This window comes from Streptomyces sp. MNU76, assembly GCF_020982545.1.
Classification (GTDB): Bacteria; Actinomycetota; Actinomycetes; order Streptomycetales; family Streptomycetaceae; genus Streptomyces.
The window spans coordinates 576,623-592,252 of record NZ_JAJKLK010000019.1 but is presented as its reverse complement, the minus strand read 5'-3'; the positions used below and the strand labels follow the sequence as shown (position 1 = coordinate 592,252).

14 protein-coding genes and 2 pseudogenes are annotated in these 15,630 nt (G+C 69.5%); 9 read left to right on the top strand and 7 right to left on the bottom strand.

Going from position 1 to position 15,630, the window contains the following annotated elements:
• Positions 1 to 17: 17 nt before the first annotated feature.
• The 4 genes and pseudogenes from E4N62_RS29100 to E4N62_RS29085 all read right to left on the bottom strand — a co-directional run.
• Positions 18 to 617, bottom strand: coding sequence for a DUF6262 family protein (locus E4N62_RS29100; RefSeq protein ID WP_230219408.1), 600 nt, complete (start codon positions 615 to 617; stop codon positions 18 to 20).
• The gene (locus tag E4N62_RS29095) at positions 614 to 3,202 is read right to left on the bottom strand and encodes a site-specific integrase (RefSeq protein ID WP_230219406.1); all 2,589 of its coding nucleotides are present in this window, start codon (positions 3,200 to 3,202) and stop codon (positions 614 to 616) included. Before E4N62_RS29095 ends, E4N62_RS29100 begins: the two co-directional genes overlap by 4 nt.
• On the bottom strand, positions 3,199 to 4,371 hold the full coding sequence (locus tag E4N62_RS29090; protein WP_230219404.1) for a tyrosine-type recombinase/integrase: 1,173 nt from the start codon (positions 4,369 to 4,371) through the stop codon (positions 3,199 to 3,201). The genes E4N62_RS29095 and E4N62_RS29090 overlap by 4 nt, the downstream gene beginning before the upstream one ends.
• Before the next feature lie 226 nt (positions 4,372 to 4,597).
• A pseudogene (locus E4N62_RS29085) lies at positions 4,598 to 4,813 on the bottom strand (YdcF family protein); the annotation flags it as partial.
• Positions 4,814 to 4,877: 64 nt separating this feature from the next.
• Between E4N62_RS29085 and E4N62_RS48205 the strand changes: the two are divergent.
• A complete protein-coding gene (locus E4N62_RS48205; protein ID WP_308185778.1) occupies positions 4,878 to 5,168 on the top strand; it encodes a DUF5131 family protein in 291 nt (96 codons plus the stop codon).
• A complete protein-coding gene (locus E4N62_RS48200; protein ID WP_268269900.1) occupies positions 5,059 to 5,355 on the top strand; it encodes a DUF5131 family protein in 297 nt (98 codons plus the stop codon). The genes E4N62_RS48205 and E4N62_RS48200 overlap by 110 nt, the downstream gene beginning before the upstream one ends.
• A 94-nt stretch (positions 5,356 to 5,449) precedes the next feature.
• On the opposite strand, the gene E4N62_RS29075 is transcribed toward E4N62_RS48200, so the two are convergent.
• The gene (locus tag E4N62_RS29075; protein ID WP_230219402.1) at positions 5,450 to 6,403 is read right to left on the bottom strand and encodes an alpha/beta fold hydrolase; all 954 of its coding nucleotides are present in this window, start codon (positions 6,401 to 6,403) and stop codon (positions 5,450 to 5,452) included.
• A gap of 173 nt (positions 6,404 to 6,576) precedes the next feature.
• On the opposite strand from E4N62_RS29075, the gene E4N62_RS29070 reads away from it, so the two are divergent.
• Entirely contained in the window at positions 6,577 to 7,185 is a 609-nt protein-coding gene (locus E4N62_RS29070; RefSeq protein WP_230219400.1) for a TetR/AcrR family transcriptional regulator, read from the top strand.
• 591 nt (positions 7,186 to 7,776) lie between these two features.
• Here E4N62_RS29070 and E4N62_RS29065 read toward each other — a convergent pair.
• Together E4N62_RS29065 and E4N62_RS29060 are read right to left on the bottom strand one after the other, a co-directional pair.
• Positions 7,777 to 9,237: a site-specific integrase gene (locus E4N62_RS29065; RefSeq protein WP_230219398.1), complete on the bottom strand. Its 1,461-nt coding sequence runs from the start codon at positions 9,235 to 9,237 to the stop codon at positions 7,777 to 7,779.
• A gap of 171 nt (positions 9,238 to 9,408) precedes the next feature.
• Entirely contained in the window at positions 9,409 to 10,005 is a 597-nt protein-coding gene (locus E4N62_RS29060) for a helix-turn-helix domain-containing protein (protein WP_230219397.1), read from the bottom strand.
• A 117-nt stretch (positions 10,006 to 10,122) separates the two neighbouring features.
• On the opposite strand from E4N62_RS29060, the gene E4N62_RS29055 reads away from it, so the two are divergent.
• From E4N62_RS29055 to E4N62_RS29030, 6 genes and pseudogenes are all read left to right on the top strand, one after another.
• A complete protein-coding gene (locus E4N62_RS29055; protein ID WP_230219396.1) occupies positions 10,123 to 10,758 on the top strand; it encodes a bifunctional 2-polyprenyl-6-hydroxyphenol methylase/3-demethylubiquinol 3-O-methyltransferase UbiG in 636 nt (211 codons plus the stop codon).
• Positions 10,759 to 10,875: 117 nt separating this feature from the next.
• A pseudogene (locus E4N62_RS29050) lies at positions 10,876 to 11,571 on the top strand (MFS transporter); the annotation flags it as partial.
• Positions 11,572 to 11,827: 256 nt separating this feature from the next.
• A complete protein-coding gene (gene bla, locus E4N62_RS29045; RefSeq protein ID WP_230219395.1) occupies positions 11,828 to 12,775 on the top strand; it encodes a class A beta-lactamase in 948 nt (315 codons plus the stop codon).
• A gap of 148 nt (positions 12,776 to 12,923) precedes the next feature.
• Complete coding sequence (locus tag E4N62_RS29040) at positions 12,924 to 14,135, top strand: pyridoxal phosphate-dependent aminotransferase (RefSeq protein ID WP_230219394.1); 1,212 nt, start codon at positions 12,924 to 12,926, stop codon at positions 14,133 to 14,135.
• Positions 14,132 to 15,181: a S8 family serine peptidase gene (locus E4N62_RS29035; protein ID WP_230219393.1), complete on the top strand. Its 1,050-nt coding sequence runs from the start codon at positions 14,132 to 14,134 to the stop codon at positions 15,179 to 15,181. Before E4N62_RS29040 ends, E4N62_RS29035 begins: the two co-directional genes overlap by 4 nt.
• Before the next feature lie 34 nt (positions 15,182 to 15,215).
• Positions 15,216 to 15,611: a molybdopterin-binding protein gene (locus E4N62_RS29030; protein ID WP_184904919.1), complete on the top strand. Its 396-nt coding sequence runs from the start codon at positions 15,216 to 15,218 to the stop codon at positions 15,609 to 15,611.
• Positions 15,612 to 15,630 lie beyond the last annotated feature (19 nt).

The window sequence follows — 15,630 nt, the reverse complement described above, 5'->3', positions numbered from 1 at the left end:
AGGGCAGTTACGAAGCGTCAAGGCAAGTCCAGTGCGCCGCGTTGGGTCAGCAGCTCGGCAAGCTGAGCCTCGAGTTCAGCAACGCGCTTGTCGAGGAAGCGGTTGTTCTCGCGCGCCCCCTTCAACCGGTCTTCCAGGCTCCTGCGCTCGCCGCCGAGTTGCTGGATCTGGCGTCTGAGGGTGGTGTTCTCCGTCATCACGCGCTGGACGGCGTCCTTGGGTAGATCCTGTTCCAAGTCACGGATTCGGCCGAGGAGTTCGCCGATGCGATCACGCTGAGTACGGACCTCTCCCAGTGCTGTCTTCAGACCGTCCTCGGCGTTGAGTGCCCGTTCGCGCCACGAGGCCGTGAGGCGGGCGTCAGCGTCCTCGCGGTCTTGCTCACGGCCGACACCACTTCGTGTGGACGCTTGGGCAATGAGGTCCTTGGCCTGGGAGTTCTGGTAGAGGAACGTGCGGGAGACGTCGGCTTGACGGGCAACGGCGGCCACCGTGATCGGCGCGCGGCTGCGCTCCATCCGGGCAAGGGCCTCCCGGACTCGGTCGAGCATCGCCTCGGCGGTCTGACGGCGCGAAGCGATGGCGGCTGCGGTCCGTTGGTGCGGCTTGGTGCTCATGGCCCCTCGGTGATGGATGTGTAGGCGGCGTCGCTGGCGAGGTCGGCGAGGTCGCTGGTCTGGAAGGCGGTGTTCCAGAGGCGGTGGTAGAAGTCCTGGGGCCGGCGCAGGTCCAGCGCCAGCGCGTCTTCGAGCAGGCCGAGACCCGCCAGTACCCGTTCCAGGCCATCGATGGCCCGTGCGGTCGGTTCGAAGACCTGGTGGAGGTAGTCGGCGGTGGCGTCGTCGGGCGCCCTCTCGGCGATACTTCGCCACTGCTCCTGCTTGCGCCGCCAGTAGAGGAGGTCAGCGCCGGAGAGGACGAATTTGTCGCAGCCTTCGCAGTTGAGCTTCCAGGGACAGGCGTCGCCGTTGACCACGGGTTGGAAGGTGCAGAAACCGCCCTCGGCCGGAGTGCTGCGGCGGCTGAGGTCCAGGGCCAGGGCCGTGGCTTGCTCGCGGCTGAGGGGTTCGGCGCCGGTGAGGAGTTCCCCGGGGCGGGCGGCTCCGGGGCCGGAGACCCAGACGGCCTGCAGGACGGTCTCGATCTCGGAGTCGGCGACCTTGGCGTAGTGCTCGGCCATCCGGTCGGAGACCTGACCGAGGTAGCGCCGGATGTGGGCAAGGCTGGCGCCATTGCTCAGGAGCTTGGTGGCCAGCGTGTGACGCGCCTGGTGGGGGACGCATTTCCCGAGGTCGAGGCTGTCGACCCAGCTCTTGAACTGCAGGTGGAAGAAGGTGTGGCTGATTGATCGCCGCTCTCCGCGATTGCGTACCTCGGTGGGGAACAGCGCCATCCCGGTCCGCTCTTCAGCGGTGGGCTGGCGTCCGTTTCGCAGCTCGAAGCGTTCCAGCGTCGTGCGGCGGCGCTTTTCGAGGCTGGTGTAAAGCCGTTCGGGGATGCGGATGCCCTCGTTGTAGTTCCCGACCTTGGTCTGGTCGTGCCAGAGCATCGGCAGTCGGCCGTGGTAGCGGCCGACGCAGTCCAGACGGAGCTTGAGCACTTCGCTGCAACGTCGTCCGGTGAGCACGAGGGCCTCCCAAATGTCGCGCAGGCCACGGTCGTTGACGTCGTATTCACGAGCGAACTGCTGCAGGTTGGCCTCGTCAGCGAGCGCGCGGGCGACCTGGTCGGTGAAGGGGTTGCGCGAGACGCGTTGGGCCTCCCCGCCGGGTGGGAATGCGGTGATGAAGGAGCGGTCCAGGCCGATTCGGTCGGCTTCGCCGGATTCGAGGGCGTCATAGAGGATCTTGCGGCTGTAGTTGAAGACGATCCTTCGGATGTTCGGGGTGACGAGTGAAGGCGTGCCGTTGTCACGGACGGGTCGTGCGAGTGTCGGCATGCCCTTGCCTTCCCGTTGGCGTTGATCGGCGACAAACCGTTCGGCATGGCGGGTGGTAAGTGCCCTGGGGTCATGGCCGACGTCCGGGGCATCGATAGCCAAGAAGGCACTGAGCTCCATGCAGGCGCGGCGGGCGTTGTCCAAGGGGGCGCGAGAGCGCGGGCACTTGTGGGAGCGCATGAGAGCAGCGAGGTGGTCCCAGAGTAGGTCGCGCAGCCAGGGCTGGCTGACCGCGGTGAGATCGATACGGCTGGCGCTGCGTGGAAAGCGACGGCCGAAGTGCTCGGTCTCGATGTAGCCGGCCTCTTTGGTCTCCTCCGGAGTGGAGTAGAGCACCTGAAGGGTGTCGCGGAGCGACCGGGCGATTGCCCGGACCTTGTGGTGCTCGCCGTCAGTGTCTGCGTCCGCCAGCGAGTCGAAGCCCCGCTCGCGGCAGACGGCCACCAAGCGCTGGATCGAGGTGATCGCCCAGTAGCCGGGGTCCGCCTCCTGGGTGTGTGCGAAGAGGCCCCACTGGATCTCGGCTCGGACCAGGGGACGCAGTCTCTTGAGGTTGATCTGACCGGCCCGGAACAGCGGGCCGGTCCTCGCGCGCCACTGCGCGTAGGTGTGTTCATCCTCGATGTTCACAGGGACGGGGCGGCCTCGGTCTTCGTAGACGCGTCGCCATGCTTGAGGGATGGTCGCGCCGCCGGGCCTGCCCTCCAGGTTGTAACGATGGCGGTGTCCCAGGCACAGGCCCAAGGGGGAGACGGAGAGTTCGGCGCAGGCCGGGACTCGGCAGGTACCGAAACTGTGGAAGGCGCTTTGATCAGCCGCCCACTGCTCCAGATCCGGCGTCGCCGTCTCGTCCCTGCAGAAGACAGACCACAGGTGCTCGTGGCGTTCACACAGCCGCAATTCACGGGTGTGCGCCGGTCGCCCGGGGCAGACGCGGCAGCGTCCGTAGCCGAAGCCTTGGTGCGCGACCAACGCCTCAGCGGAAGCGAGGAAGACCGCTTTACGCTCACCCCGAGCGTGTGCACCGCGCCACTGACGATCATGTGTGGCACACAACCGCGATGCCTCGTAGCCCGGGCGTTCGCAGTGTGGAACCTGGCAGCCCCAGGTGAAGACCGAGTGCTGACCGGGGATCTGGATGATCTCGTCGCGGAACAGCGGGTCGAAACTCGGCGCGGCGATCAGGGCGGTGAGGATCTCAAGTCTGTCGCGAACGGTCCGGTCAGGTGCAGCACCGGACAGCAAGGGCAGGACCGTGGTCACTGCTCCTCCCAGGTGCGCTCCAGGGCGGCGGCGAGGACCGGGTCATGGACATCGGTGTGGCCGTAGACCTCCTCGACCATGGCGGCCGACTTCCAGCCGCCGGCTTCACGGGCGATCATCGTGTTGCCGTCGGACGCGTCGAGGACCGCGCTGGTGAAGGAGTGCCTGAACTCCTTGGGCAGGATCTTGCCGAGCTCGACGCGGATCCCGGCTCGCCGCAGCATTCCGCGTGCCGCAGCGGTGGCCCAGGGCTCGCCCCGGCGTGGCCCATGCAGCTGAACGAGCAGCATCCCGTGCCGGGCGGAGCGGGGGTACTCACTGGTGATGTACTCGAAGTAGGTGTGGATCATCGTCGGACTGGCCCTTCGGACCTCACCGCCTCGTACCACTCCGGATTCGACGATCCAAGGGTCCTTGACCTTGACGCGGGCCCGGTTGGCGTTGCGTTCCCGGTGGCAGATGTGGACGTGCGGAGAGACACAGTCCCCGCATGGGGCGCCGTCACGCAGATGGAGATCGGTGAGGTGGAGACCGCACAACTCGCCGATGCGGAAACCGCCGTCGTCGAGCCACGTCACGACCATGCGGTCCCTGGCCGAGGACAGCTCTTCGACAAGCCGGGGCCGGGCCTGCTCGGGCAGCATCTTGGGATGGCGCCGTCGCACGGTCTTCGTCGGGGTCAGCGGGTTGGAGGGCAGGGCCTGCAGGGTGTGCCCGAGGAAGGACCTTCGACGGTCCGCCTTTGTCGGCAACCGAGTTCCGTCCAGGGCCTTGGCGAGTGCCTCATTGATGCCCTGCCGTCCCTGGAAGACGTAGAAACCCTTGACACAAGCGGCGGCCGTGAGCAGGGAACTCGGCCCGTACGGGCGCTTGTCCGGGCGCCATGGCTGGCCGTACGGTCCCGGCACCTCCGCGCCGACCGCCCCCATGTAGCGCTCCAGGTCCCGCAGGCCCACCGACTCGGGCTTGAGGACCTCACACTCCAGCCAGCGCAGGTGATCGACCAGCAGGTAGGCGTACGTCCGAGCAGTCCCAGCGGTGCACGTGCGCAGGTACGCGTCCGCCAAGTCGTGGAGTGATCCGTCGGCGCGCACGATGGTGTGGCCCAACAGCCCGTTGTGTCGTACCTCCTGAACCCGTAGCTGTCCCAGGACCAGTCGCAGTGGCATGTTCTCTCCCCAACGTCCCGTACATCAGGACTCGGGGCGGTTAACGACTGTGGCACGGCTCAGGACACTGGTCTCGTCAACGTGGCACACACCTGGTGAGCGGGTCGGTTAAGTCGAGGATGATCCACCGATCGGCGGCGTACAGCTTGGCCAGCGTGGACAGCCGTGGGAAGAGGTTCGGTTGGCTGATCGCGCACACCCGCCCGGCGAACCAGCGTGGAACGGGTCAGGTGCCGATGAGGCGGCTGTCGAATCCGTCGCGTAGAAGGCGCTCGTAAGCGTCATGCACATCCCCCGGTACGTCCTGCTCGACTACGAAGCCGAGCTTCGGGTACTCGATCACCCGTTGCAGGTCACCGACGAGCATGTCGACGACGACCTTCTCGTCGCCGATGGACTTGATGTAGTCGTCCAACTCCAGCGGCTCCGAAGCGCACACGACTGCATCTCCCCTCCTACTGTGGAGACCCCGGCGTCTGCGTCGTCTGCTGGCATCGCAGAAGTTCGTGGACGCGGTCTGGACCGAGATGGAACAGTTGTCAGAGGACGATGCTGTTCCGCTGGCCAGGCCCGTGCGCGAGGACGTGCGCAAGCGTATGGCCAACTGGAGCGCCTTGAGTTTCTGGCCGCTTCCCAATGTCTGGATCGGCACGTCGATCGAGTCGGATGAGTACTGCTGGCGGGCTGATGAGCTGCGGGGCATCCCTGCGGCTGTCCGGTTTCTGCCGCTGGCCGCTGCTTGGGCCAGTGCCGTCCCTGGAGCTGTCGCGGATCGACTGGGTGATCGTCGGTGGTGAGAGTGGCCCGGCTCACCGGCCGCTGGACTTGGCCTGGGTCCGTGACATTCGCGATCGGTGTGTCGATCTTCAGGTGGCTCTGTTCCTCAAGCAGGTCGGCGGGCCGACCCCGAAGGCTGCAGGCCGCCTGCTCGATGGGCGGACCTGGGATGAGTATCCCGCCACGGCGGACATGGTGGGTGCGTGAGGCCCTCGGAGTATGGGAACGCTGATAGCCCGCGGGCCCCACGGCATCATGCAGGTCGGCGGGAGCGACCATGACCATGAGGCTCGCGGACGGACTACTTGGCTTCGACTCGTCCAACCGGGTCGGGGCCGGACGACAGGGCCTCGCGTGCGGTCTGCCAGGCGTTGTCGCCGGGGTGGAGCTGGCTGCGGAGGTAGGCGGAGGTGAGGCGGCCGACGGCAGCGACCCGTTCGGGGCTCTCGTCCGTGGTCTCGGCGACGTCGTACCCGGGGATTCCGCCGAGTGCGTGCCCCGCGCCGAACAGGGTGAGCAGGACCTTGGGGCCCGGGGCGAGGGTGTAGGGGTCGGCGTGCCAGTCGGGTCCCATGTCCGTGAAGTGCCGGGAGTCGTCCTCGTCGCCGGCGACGACCAGCACGGGTGTGGTCATCGTGGAGAAGTCGATGGTTCGGAAGACCGGCAGCATGTCGGCCATGGACCCGTTGAGGACGTCACCCCTGCCGGGCGCGGCGAGCAGCACGCCCGCCTTGATCCGGGGTTCGAGCAGGCTCACTTCCTCGCCGTCGTCCGTGACGCGGGCGCCGAGCAGGAGGCTGGAGGTGAAGCCGCCGAAGGAGTGTCCGGCGACGGCGATCTTGGTGTGGTCGATCCGTCCGGCGAGCAGCGGTACGGCCTTCTCGATCTCGTCGAGCCGGTCGAGGATGTGGCTCATGTCCTCGGAGCGCGAGCGCCAGAAGAAGGGGGCTCCGGGGGCGTCGGCGACATGGTCGCTCAGCGTCCTGGAGGTGAGGTGGGTGGGCTGGATGACGACGAAGCCGTGGGCCGCCCAGAAGTTGGCGAGCGGCGCGTAGCCGTTGAGCGAGGACAGGTTGTTCGAGGGTCCCTGGCCGTGGGAGAGAAGGATGACGGGAAGGTCCGTGCCGGTCTCGGGCGCGGTGACCCGTACCTGGAGGTCCACGGGACGTCCGGGTATGGACAGCACCACCGGGCTGTAGGACAGGACCGGGGCCGACGAGCTCAGGGTGTCGGCGGTGGTGGTGGATGTGCTCATGATGCGCGGTTTCCTTATCTGCGGGCCTTGTCGGCCACCGGTCCGGTTCGGAAGCGGTAGGACAAGGGAGGTGGGGGCGCCCGGTTTTCAGCTAACCTGAAGTGGAGCGTCGCACCACTTAATATCCGGAACAGCGCTCCGTTTCGTCAAGCGGCGCCGGAAGGAAGAGCGTGATGCCCAGCGAGAGCCCCACGGGGAAGGTACCGACCCGGAGCAAGCGGACCGACGCGCTGCGCAACCAGCAGACCGTACTCACCGCCGCCGCCGAGGTGTTCGTCACCTCCGGAGTCGACGCGCCGATTCGCCAGATCGCCGAACGGGCGGGCGTGGGAATGGCCACGATCTACCGCCACTTCCCGACCCGGGCGGACCTCGTCACCGCCGTCTACCGCCATCAGATCGAGGCATGCGTCGAGGCCGGACCGAAGCTGCTGGCCAGTTCGGAATCCCCGTTCGACGCACTGCGTCAGTGGATCGACCTCTTCGTCGACTTTCTGGCCACCAAGCACGGACTCGCCGACGCCCTGCAGTCCGACAGCGACCGCTTCGCCACGCTGCACACCTACCTCGTCGACCGCCTGGAGCCCGTGAGCGCCCAACTCCTCGACGCCGCGGTCGAGGCGGGCGACATCCGGCCCGGCATCCAGCCCTACGAACTGATGCGCGGCATCGGCAACCTCTGCATCGGGCGCGACGACGACCCCCGCTACGACCCCCGCCGCCTGATCGAACTGCTCCTCCAGGGGCTGCGGCAACCTCGACCGGCCACCCTGACCACCTGAGTGCCCACTCGGGCCGGTCCACCAGCTCGGTGTGAGGCGAGCGCCGCTGCACCGCCGCGTCCAGTTCCCGGCCGACCGGCTTCGGCCGGCCCAGCGCCCAGTCGATCACGACTTGTCGTCGTGGAAGGCTCGCCACACGATGTTCGCCGACCGGCCACCGCGGCCGCGCCGGTCGTCTCCGGTCAGCGCGGCCCACGGATCGTTGTGCTAGATGAAGGTCCAGGCCGCGTCGAAGACGGCGATCGGGGTGTCGGTCAGGCGGTCGAGCAGGCGCTGCACGCCGGGGCAGATGCGCTGAGGCACCAGTCCGCCGCTTTCGGCGGCGTGCCCTGCCAGGCGGCAGGCCAGTTCGTACTCGGCCTCCGCCAGGCGCAGCGGCCGTGAGAACGCGCGCAGGACGGCACCGCTGGGATGCGCGCGGCCCTGCTCGAGACGTTTGACGTAGTCCGGTGAGACGCGGCGAGCCAGGCGACCTCCTCACGACGCAATCCGCAATCCTGCGCGAGCCCGGCCGGAAGGGCAGGCCTACGTCTGCCGGCTGGACGCGAGCGCGCCACGAGCGCAGCGGAATCGCAAGACTCGGTGCGTCGGTCATCGACCATCACCCCATGTCGACCTTCGAGCGCTGCGTGGGGGGGCCGGACTAGGCCAGTCTGCCCGATCGATCGAGTGCCGGGGCCGAGACGCGACCGACGTGACCGCGTGCAGCAGGGCCGCGGAGGTCATGCGCCGTGGCCGGAGTGGTGCCGGGACCGTGTGGGCATGCCCAGGTCCACCCTGCCCCATAGCGGCGGTGCGGTGGGCCTGGGCGCGTTTGCTGCGCAGGAACCGCAGGGTGAGGTCGAGTCCTTCGACCTCACCGCGCCAGCCTTCGTCTTTGGCGCGTTGGCGGCGGGCCAGTAGGTCGGTCTCCAGTTCGTCGAGGCGGGGCAGCATCTTGGGGTTGATTGACAGCATCGGGCAGCGAATGCAGGCGTACTCATGGGCGCAGGGCGTGCCGTAGGGGCGTCCGCAGGACCCGAGTTCGACCTTGCGCTTGTCGAAGTGCTCTTGGAAGTCACTCCACTCTTCGCTGGTCGGCTGGCGGTACTCGGTTGGGGGCCGCTTGGCCCGGCGGCGGTCGAGGAATTCGGTGTAGTGGGCGATGACGTCCTCGTCGAAGACGGCGACGTAGCCGCGGGTGGTCTGGATGTCGAAGTGGCCGAGCAGGGCCGCGCCGATGTGGATGGGCAGTCCGTTGTTGACCAGGTCGGTGGCGAAGAGCCTGCGGAAGTCGTGCGGGGCGAAGCGGATTTCGGCGAACTCCGGGTGGGTGGGGATCAGGGCCTTGGCGGCATCGAGGACGATCTGGCGCACCCCGCTGACCGACAGGGCCCGCGGAGTGCCGCTCTGCACTCGCTGGAAGAGGTAGGGCAGCGGCTCGCACCAGGTGCGTTCGCTCTGGTCGTAGCGGGGGCAGACCGGGACGGTCCCGTGCTCCTCGCCGTGGCGGCGGATGATCTGCGCGGTGACGTGGAACGGCTCCACGGACATCGGGATGACGCGCTCGCGGTCGCTCTTGGACGGACTGACCACCAGCAGGGCGACGACCTCGCCGTTGGGGCGCTGGTATTGACGGACGCTCAGGTGGGTCAGCTCAACGAGTTCCTCGCGGCACAGCCCGGCCAGGCGCAGGGTCTCCACCACGGCCCATTGCCAGAAAGCGCTGTTCTCCTCGTAGGCCAGGCGTACCAGTTCGCCGGTGTCCCTGTTGATCACCCGGATCGGTTCGGAGCCGAGAAGTTCAGGTCGGCGCGCGGCGGCCTTGCTGGCGGCGCGCTGCCAGGTGACGCCGTCGACGGTGAACTGCTCGCCCAGCCGGGCTTGTTTCGCCGCGTCCAGCAGGATCCGCAGGCGCTGCCACTCGGTAGTGACGTGCTCGGAGAGGACCGCCAGCAGCGGCTGACGCTCGCGGGTGCGGTTGGCCATCCGCAGCATGTGGGCGGGGCTTTCGAGCCCCGCCTTCTTCATGTCCCCGGAGGGGCGTCTGGCGGCCAGGGCCGCTGCAATCACCGAGGGCATTACGTGCGCCGGTGGCCGTGCCGGCGCCGTTCTCGGTGAACGGCACTGCGCCCGTCGCCGTCGCGCACCGTCACCGATCAGCCCGAGCCGAGATCGCCGGAGGACCGCAGCGGAGCTGTCCACGAGCAGCAGTGGTCCCGGATGTGTGGTCCCTGAGCCTTCCTACTCGGCCGGGCCTTGTCTCGGTGCCGCACGGACGTGTGCGCGTTCGCCTTGTTTCCCGATGAGACTCAGGTACTCGACGGGGCCGGCGCAGGTGGCCCCGAACCAGTGCGGGGTGCGCGTGTCGAACTCCGCGGCTTCCCCGGACTTGAGGATGAGGTCGTGTTCCCCGAGTACAAGGCGGAGCGTTCCGTTGAGGACGTAGACCCAGTCGTAGCCCTCGTGGGTGCGCAGGTCCGGTTCGGCGTCGTCGCTTCCGGTCGGCAGGACGAACTTGTAGGCCTGGATCCCCCCGGGCCTGCGGGTCAGCGGCAGGATGACCGAGCCGTCGCTGCAGGAGATGGGACGCAGGTTGATGCGGGGGTCGCCCGTGGGCGGCGCATCGACGAGCTCGTCGAGTGTGACCCCGTAGGCGCGAGCAAGCGGAAGTAGCTGCTCAAGCGTGGGGCGCCGCAGGCCCGCCTCGAGCCGGGACAAGGTGCTGGTGGAAATACCGGTCTCCGCCGCGAGGTCGGCGAGCGTGACGTCCCGATGCAGCCGAAGGCGTTTCAACCTCGCTCCGACGGCGTCCAGGGTGCGGTCGATGGCTTCATCCATTCCGTCATTTTGCCATTCGGCAACAAGGTTTGCGCACCTGCCCTCTCTCTCGGCACCGTGAAGAACGAGCCGAGGAACGCACCCGCAGAGGGGCGTTGCGAACGAGGAGGGCGATACGTGACGCACGGATTCGACAAGGACTTCTGGGAGCGGCACTGGCAACAGGGGCAGGCCGGCGGCCCCGTATCCATGGGCGACAACCCGCCCAACCCGTACCTCGCTCGTGAGACCAGCGGCCTGACACCGGGCACGGCGCTGGATGCGGGGTGTGGCGGCGGTGCCGAGGCGATCTGGCTCGCATCCCACGGCTGGCACGTCACCGCGGCCGACATCTCGTCCAAGGCACTTGCTCGCGCTGCCGAGCGGGCGGCGACGAGCGAGGCTCCCGAGCGCCTGCGGTGGGTCGAGGCGGATCTGGGCGCCTGGAGCCCGGGCGCGCCGTTCGACCTGGTCATGACCCACTACGCCCACCCGGCAATGCCCCAGCTGGAGTTCTACGACCGCATCGCCGGATGGGTGGGCCCCGGTGGCACGCTCCTCATCGTGGGGCACCTGCACACCTCGGGCTCTACCGGCCACGGGCACCACCCTCCTGCCGAAGCGTCGGCCACCTGCGCGGCCATCACCGCGCGCCTGGACGGCAGGGAGTGGGAGATCGTCACCGCCGAGGAGCACCTCCGCACACTCACCGGCCACGGGGGCCGAGCGGTCCCCCTCCACGACGTCGTCGTACGCGCCACACGACGCCGGTGATCACACCGTCCTCCAGCGCCAGGGCCCGCTGATCCGGCGCCGATTCACCATGCCTTCCTGAAAGGATTCCCAATGGAGTTGTCAACTCAGGTTGGTGACTCGCTGTGAGCGTGTCAGCTGACGGTCTTCGGCGTGCAGGCAGGGATCTTCGTGGTCCGCTTCCCGTACTTCCAGGCGGTGCTCGGCTGGTCCGGCCTTCGCTCCACCCTGGCGCTCATGCCGATGGCGCTGCTGATGATGTTCGCCTCCGGCCTCGCCCCGCGGGCAGCCGCGCGCATCGGCACCCGCTCGACGATGGCCTCAGGGATATTCCTGGGCGGCGCGGGACTGGTCCTCATGGCCGCCTTCGTCTCCGTCGACGGCGGCTACCTCTCGATCCTCCCCGGCATGCTCGCCATGGGACTCGGTATGGGGTTGACGATGACACCCTCCACCGAGGCCATCACATCCGCCTTGCCGCGTGAGCGTCAAGGTGTCGCGTCCGCGCTCAACGACGTCACCCGGGAGTTCGGCACCGCGCTCGGTGTCGCGCTGCTCGGAGCGGTCCTGACCGCCGGCTACCGCGACGCCATCGACTCCCGGCTCGACGGAGTACCGGGCGACGCCGCCGACGGGGCCGGCCCCCAGGCGCAGGCGCTCACCCGAGCCGCCCACGAGTCCTTCGTCGACGGCTGGCAGCACGCCATGTGGGCAGGCGCAGTAGTCATGGCGATCCTGTTCGTCCACGTGCTCGCGAGAGGTCCGCGGCAACGGACCCAGAGTTCTGGTGGCCACAGCCGTGACTCCGACGATGTCGTCGCCGACCTGTGCTGACCTGTGAACTTGTCGTTCACTCTGCGGCCTCGTCATGCCGCGTAGTGGATCAGCGTCTCCGGCGCCGCCCCCGCTGTCCCCTCCAGGCTTCTGAAACGGATCCAGCCATGAGTCCGGCCGGTCGAATGCGGGCCCCGCGGAACAGCGCCGCCCGGCACTGCCTACGAACTGCGGGCGGGGTTCCCGGAACCCCGCCCTCGTCATATCGGTCAGAGACTACGACGACTCGATCACGACGACCTGTACGGAGACGACCTTGGCAACCACGAGAGCGCACCCACGTCCCCTCCCCCGCCGTCGGACGGCGCTCGGCCTCGGTGGGCTGGCGGCTCTGGGCACCGTCGGCGCGCTCGGCACGCTCGGTGCCGGGACGGCGTACGCCTCGGGCGGTGCCGGTGCGGGGCTCGCCGGGCAGCTGGCGGAGCTGGAGCGGGAGTACTCCGCGCGCCTCGGGGTCTACGCCCATGACACGGCGACGGGGCGCACGGTGGCGTACCGCGCGGACGAGCGGTTCCCCCTCTGCTCAGTGTTCAAGACGCTCGCCGCCGGGGCGGTGTTACGGGACCTCGACCGCGACGGCGAGTACCTCGCCCGGCGGATCCACTACACGAAGCAGTACGTCGAGGCGGCGGGCTACAGCCCGATCACGGGCACGGCGGCGAACGTCGAGGCCGGTATGACGGTCGGGGAGCTGTGCTCCGCGACGGTCTCGCACAGCGACAACGGGGCGGGGAACCTGCTGCTGCGCGAGCTCGGCGGGCCGAGCGCGATCACCCGCTTCTGCCGCTCGCTGGGCGACCGGACGACCCGACTCGACCGCTGGGAGCCGGAGTTGAACACGGCGGAGCCATGGCGGACGACGGACACCACCACGCCTTCGGCCATCGGCGGGACGTACGCGCGGCTCCTCCTCGGCCGGGCCCTGCGGGACGTGGACCGGGAGCTGCTGACGGACTGGCTGATCTCCAACTCGACGAACGTCCAGCGGTTCCGGGCCGGCCTGCCCGCCGACTGGACGCTCGCGGACAAGACCGGCGGCGGGGCGGCGTACGGTGTCGCCAACGACGTCGGCGTCGTCTGGCCCCCCGGCCGCCCGCCCCTCGTCCTGTCCGTCCTGTCGACGAAACTCGACCCGGCGGGCCCCACGGACAACCCACTGGTGGCCAGGGCGGCGGGCCTGGTGGCGGGGGCGCTCACGGCCTAACGGCACGCGGAACGGGCTGGAGGAGAGGAGGGCCCGGGGTAGGGGCGAACCAGTGGTGGTCCCCCTCGCCCCGGCCCCGCTCCAACCACCTGTCCGCACCCCGGTCGCCGCTGGCCTCCGGCCCCCTCCAGGCCGCAGCATGAGCGGCATGAGCAATGTGAACGACGTGAACGGCGACAGCGGCATGCGGGTCTCGCGGCGGGCCCGGGCCGTCGCTCCCTTCTACGCCATGGAGTTCGCCAAGCAGGCCGCCGCGCTGTCGGCCCAGGGCCATGACGTCGTCAAACTCAGCCTCGGCGAACCGGACTTCGGCGCACCCCCGGCCGTCGTGGAGGCGATGCGGGAGGTGATGGACGGGCGGCCGATGACGTACACGGCGGCACTCGGACTGCCCGCCCTGCGGGAGGCCATCGCCGGGTTCTACGGCGACCGGCACGGCGTCGAGGTCGACCCGGGCCGGGTCGTCGTCACGGCCGGCGCCTCGGCCGCGCTCGTGCTGGCCACCGCCGCGCTCGTCGACCCCGGTGACGAGGTGCTCATCGGCGACCCGTCCTACCCGTGCAACCGGCAGATCGTGGAGAGCTTCGGCGCCGACGTCACGCTGGTGCCCACCACCGCCGCGAGCCGGTTCCAGCTGGACACGGCGGCGGTGCGGACGCACTGGACGGACCGTACGCGCGGGCTCATGGTCGCCACCCCGTCCAACCCGACCGGCACCTCCGTCCCGGCCGACGAACTCGCCGCGCTCTGCGAACTGGCCCGTGAGCGGGACGCGTGGCGTCTCGTCGACGAGATCTACCTCGACCTCGGCGACCACGACGAGCGGGGCCGGCCGCCGCGCAGCGCGCTGTCGTACGACCCCGGTGCCGTCGTGATCAACAGCTTCTCGAAGTACTTCGGGATGACCGGCTGGCGGCTCGGCTGGTGCGTCGTCCCGGAGCCTCTCGTACCGGCCCTGGAGCGGCTGGCCCAGAACTACTTCCTCTGCGCCTCCGCCCCGGCCCAGCACGCCGCCCTCGCCTGTTTCACCCCCGAGTCCCTCGCGGTGTGCGAGGCGCGCCGGGTGGAGTTCGGCGGGCGGCGCGCGCTGGTCCTGGACGGGCTGGCACGGATCGGGCTGCCGGTCCCGGTGCCGCCCGACGGGGCGTTCTACGTCTACTTCGACGTCAGCGGGACCGGCCTGACCTCCTGGGAGTTCTGCGAACGGGCCCTGCGGGAGGCGCACGTGGCCCTGACGCCCGGCCGGGACTTCGGCACCCACACCGCCGACACCCACGTCCGCCTCTCCTACGCGGCCTCGGCGGACGAACTGCGGGAGGGGATCTCCCGGTTGGGGAAGTTCATGACGACGCTGCGATGAGGCAGACGCTGAAGCTGTGCGCGGCACAGCAGGTCGCCCAGGGCGAGGGCGTCACCGTCGCGGTCCTCGACACCGGCGTGGACGCCGACCATCCCGCTCTGAAGGGGAAGGTGACCACGGGCCCCGACTACATCGGGGAGGGCTCGGACTCCGAGGAGGCGGACAACGAGGGCCGGCACGGTACGGCCATGGCCTCGGACGTCCTCAAGGTCGCCCCGAAGGCGAAGATCCTCTCGCTGCGGGTGACCGACGGGAGCGGCGAGCCGGGGTACCCCAAGGGCGGCAACCCCATCGCGCAGGGGATCGACTACGCGATCGAGCACGGCGCGGACGTGATCTCCATGTCGATCGGCGACCAGATGCTCGGCAACAGCTACGACGAGGACGAGACCGACGCCGTGGGCCGCGCCGCCCTGGCGGGCGTCCCGGTCCTCGCCTCGGCGGGCAACAACGGCGACCTCTTCAACGATGCCCAGTACCCGGCGGGTTACCCGGGTGTGATCGCGGTCGCCGCGCTCCAGCAGGACGGCACCCGGGCCGCGTTCTCCACCGTGCGGACGTACAACGCGGTCGCGGCACCCGGCGTGGACATCATGAGCGCGAGCGACGGCGGCGGCTACGCGACGATCGACGGCACCTCGCCCGCGACGGCGCTCGCCTCCGGTGTCGTCGCCCTGATGCTCTCCCGCAACGACAAGCTGACCCCGGCCCAGGTCAGGACGATCCTGACCACGACCGCCGGGCACGCCGCCCAGGGGCACAGCCCGCTGGACGGGTACGGCATCGTCGACGCGCCCGCCGCGGTCGAGGCCGCGGGGAAGCCGCCGGAGGACCGCACCGCGCCGGTGGCGTACAAGGGCGAGGAGCACCTGGCCACCCCGGACGGCACGTCGAAGACCAGGCACCCCGAGCTGGACTCGGAGCTGGTGACGATCGGGGGCGGCGCGGCGGCGGTCGGGCTGCTGCTGGCCGTGGTGGCGGTGTTCGTCGGCCGGGCGGGCCGACGGCGTACGGCACCGGTCGCGGGCGGCACCGGGGCGCGCTGAGCGTATTCTCGCCGGCCCGCATATCTTGGCGCCCATGCAGTCCTACACGATCGGGCAGGCCGCACGGCTGCTCGGGGTCAGCCCCGACACCGCGCGGCGCTGGGCGGACGCGGGCCGGATGGCGACGCGACGCGACGAGAGCGGGCGTCGGCTCATCGACGGGAAGGACCTCGCGGCCTTCTCCGTACGCCTCGCCCGGGACGCCGCCGACGAGGCCGAGGTTCCGTACACGTCGGCGCGCAACGCCTTCTCCGGCATCGTCACCGCCGTGAAGCTCGGTGACGTGGCGGCCCAGGTCGAGATCCAGGCGGGTCCGCACCGCCTGGTCTCCCTGCTCACCCGGGAGGCCGTGGAGGAACTGGGCCTGGAGGTCGGCATGGAGGCCACGGCCCGGGTGAAGTCCACGAACGTCCACATCGACCGGACGTGAGCGCCGCCCCACCGTCACC

Bases quoted from the DNA above. Each gene is read 5' to 3' on its own strand.
- E4N62_RS29100 (WP_230219408.1), bottom strand. From the start codon at position 617: ATGAGCACCAAGCCGCACCAACGGACCGCAGCCGCCATCGCTTCGCGC.
- E4N62_RS29090 (WP_230219404.1), bottom strand. From the start codon at position 4,371: ATGCCACTGCGACTGGTCCTGGGACAGCTACGGGTTCAGGAGGTACGA.
- E4N62_RS48200 (WP_268269900.1), top strand. From the start codon at position 5,059: ATGAGCTGCGGGGCATCCCTGCGGCTGTCCGGTTTCTGCCGCTGGCCG.
- E4N62_RS29075 (WP_230219402.1), bottom strand. From the start codon at position 6,403: ATGAGCACATCCACCACCACCGCCGACACCCTGAGCTCGTCGGCCCCG.
- E4N62_RS29070 (WP_230219400.1), top strand. From the start codon at position 6,577: ATGCCCAGCGAGAGCCCCACGGGGAAGGTACCGACCCGGAGCAAGCGG.
- E4N62_RS29060 (WP_230219397.1), bottom strand. From the start codon at position 10,005: ATGGATGAAGCCATCGACCGCACCCTGGACGCCGTCGGAGCGAGGTTG.
- E4N62_RS29040 (WP_230219394.1), top strand. From the start codon at position 12,924: ATGAGCAATGTGAACGACGTGAACGGCGACAGCGGCATGCGGGTCTCG.
- E4N62_RS29035 (WP_230219393.1), top strand. From the start codon at position 14,132: ATGAGGCAGACGCTGAAGCTGTGCGCGGCACAGCAGGTCGCCCAGGGC.
- E4N62_RS29030 (WP_184904919.1), top strand. From the start codon at position 15,216: ATGCAGTCCTACACGATCGGGCAGGCCGCACGGCTGCTCGGGGTCAGC.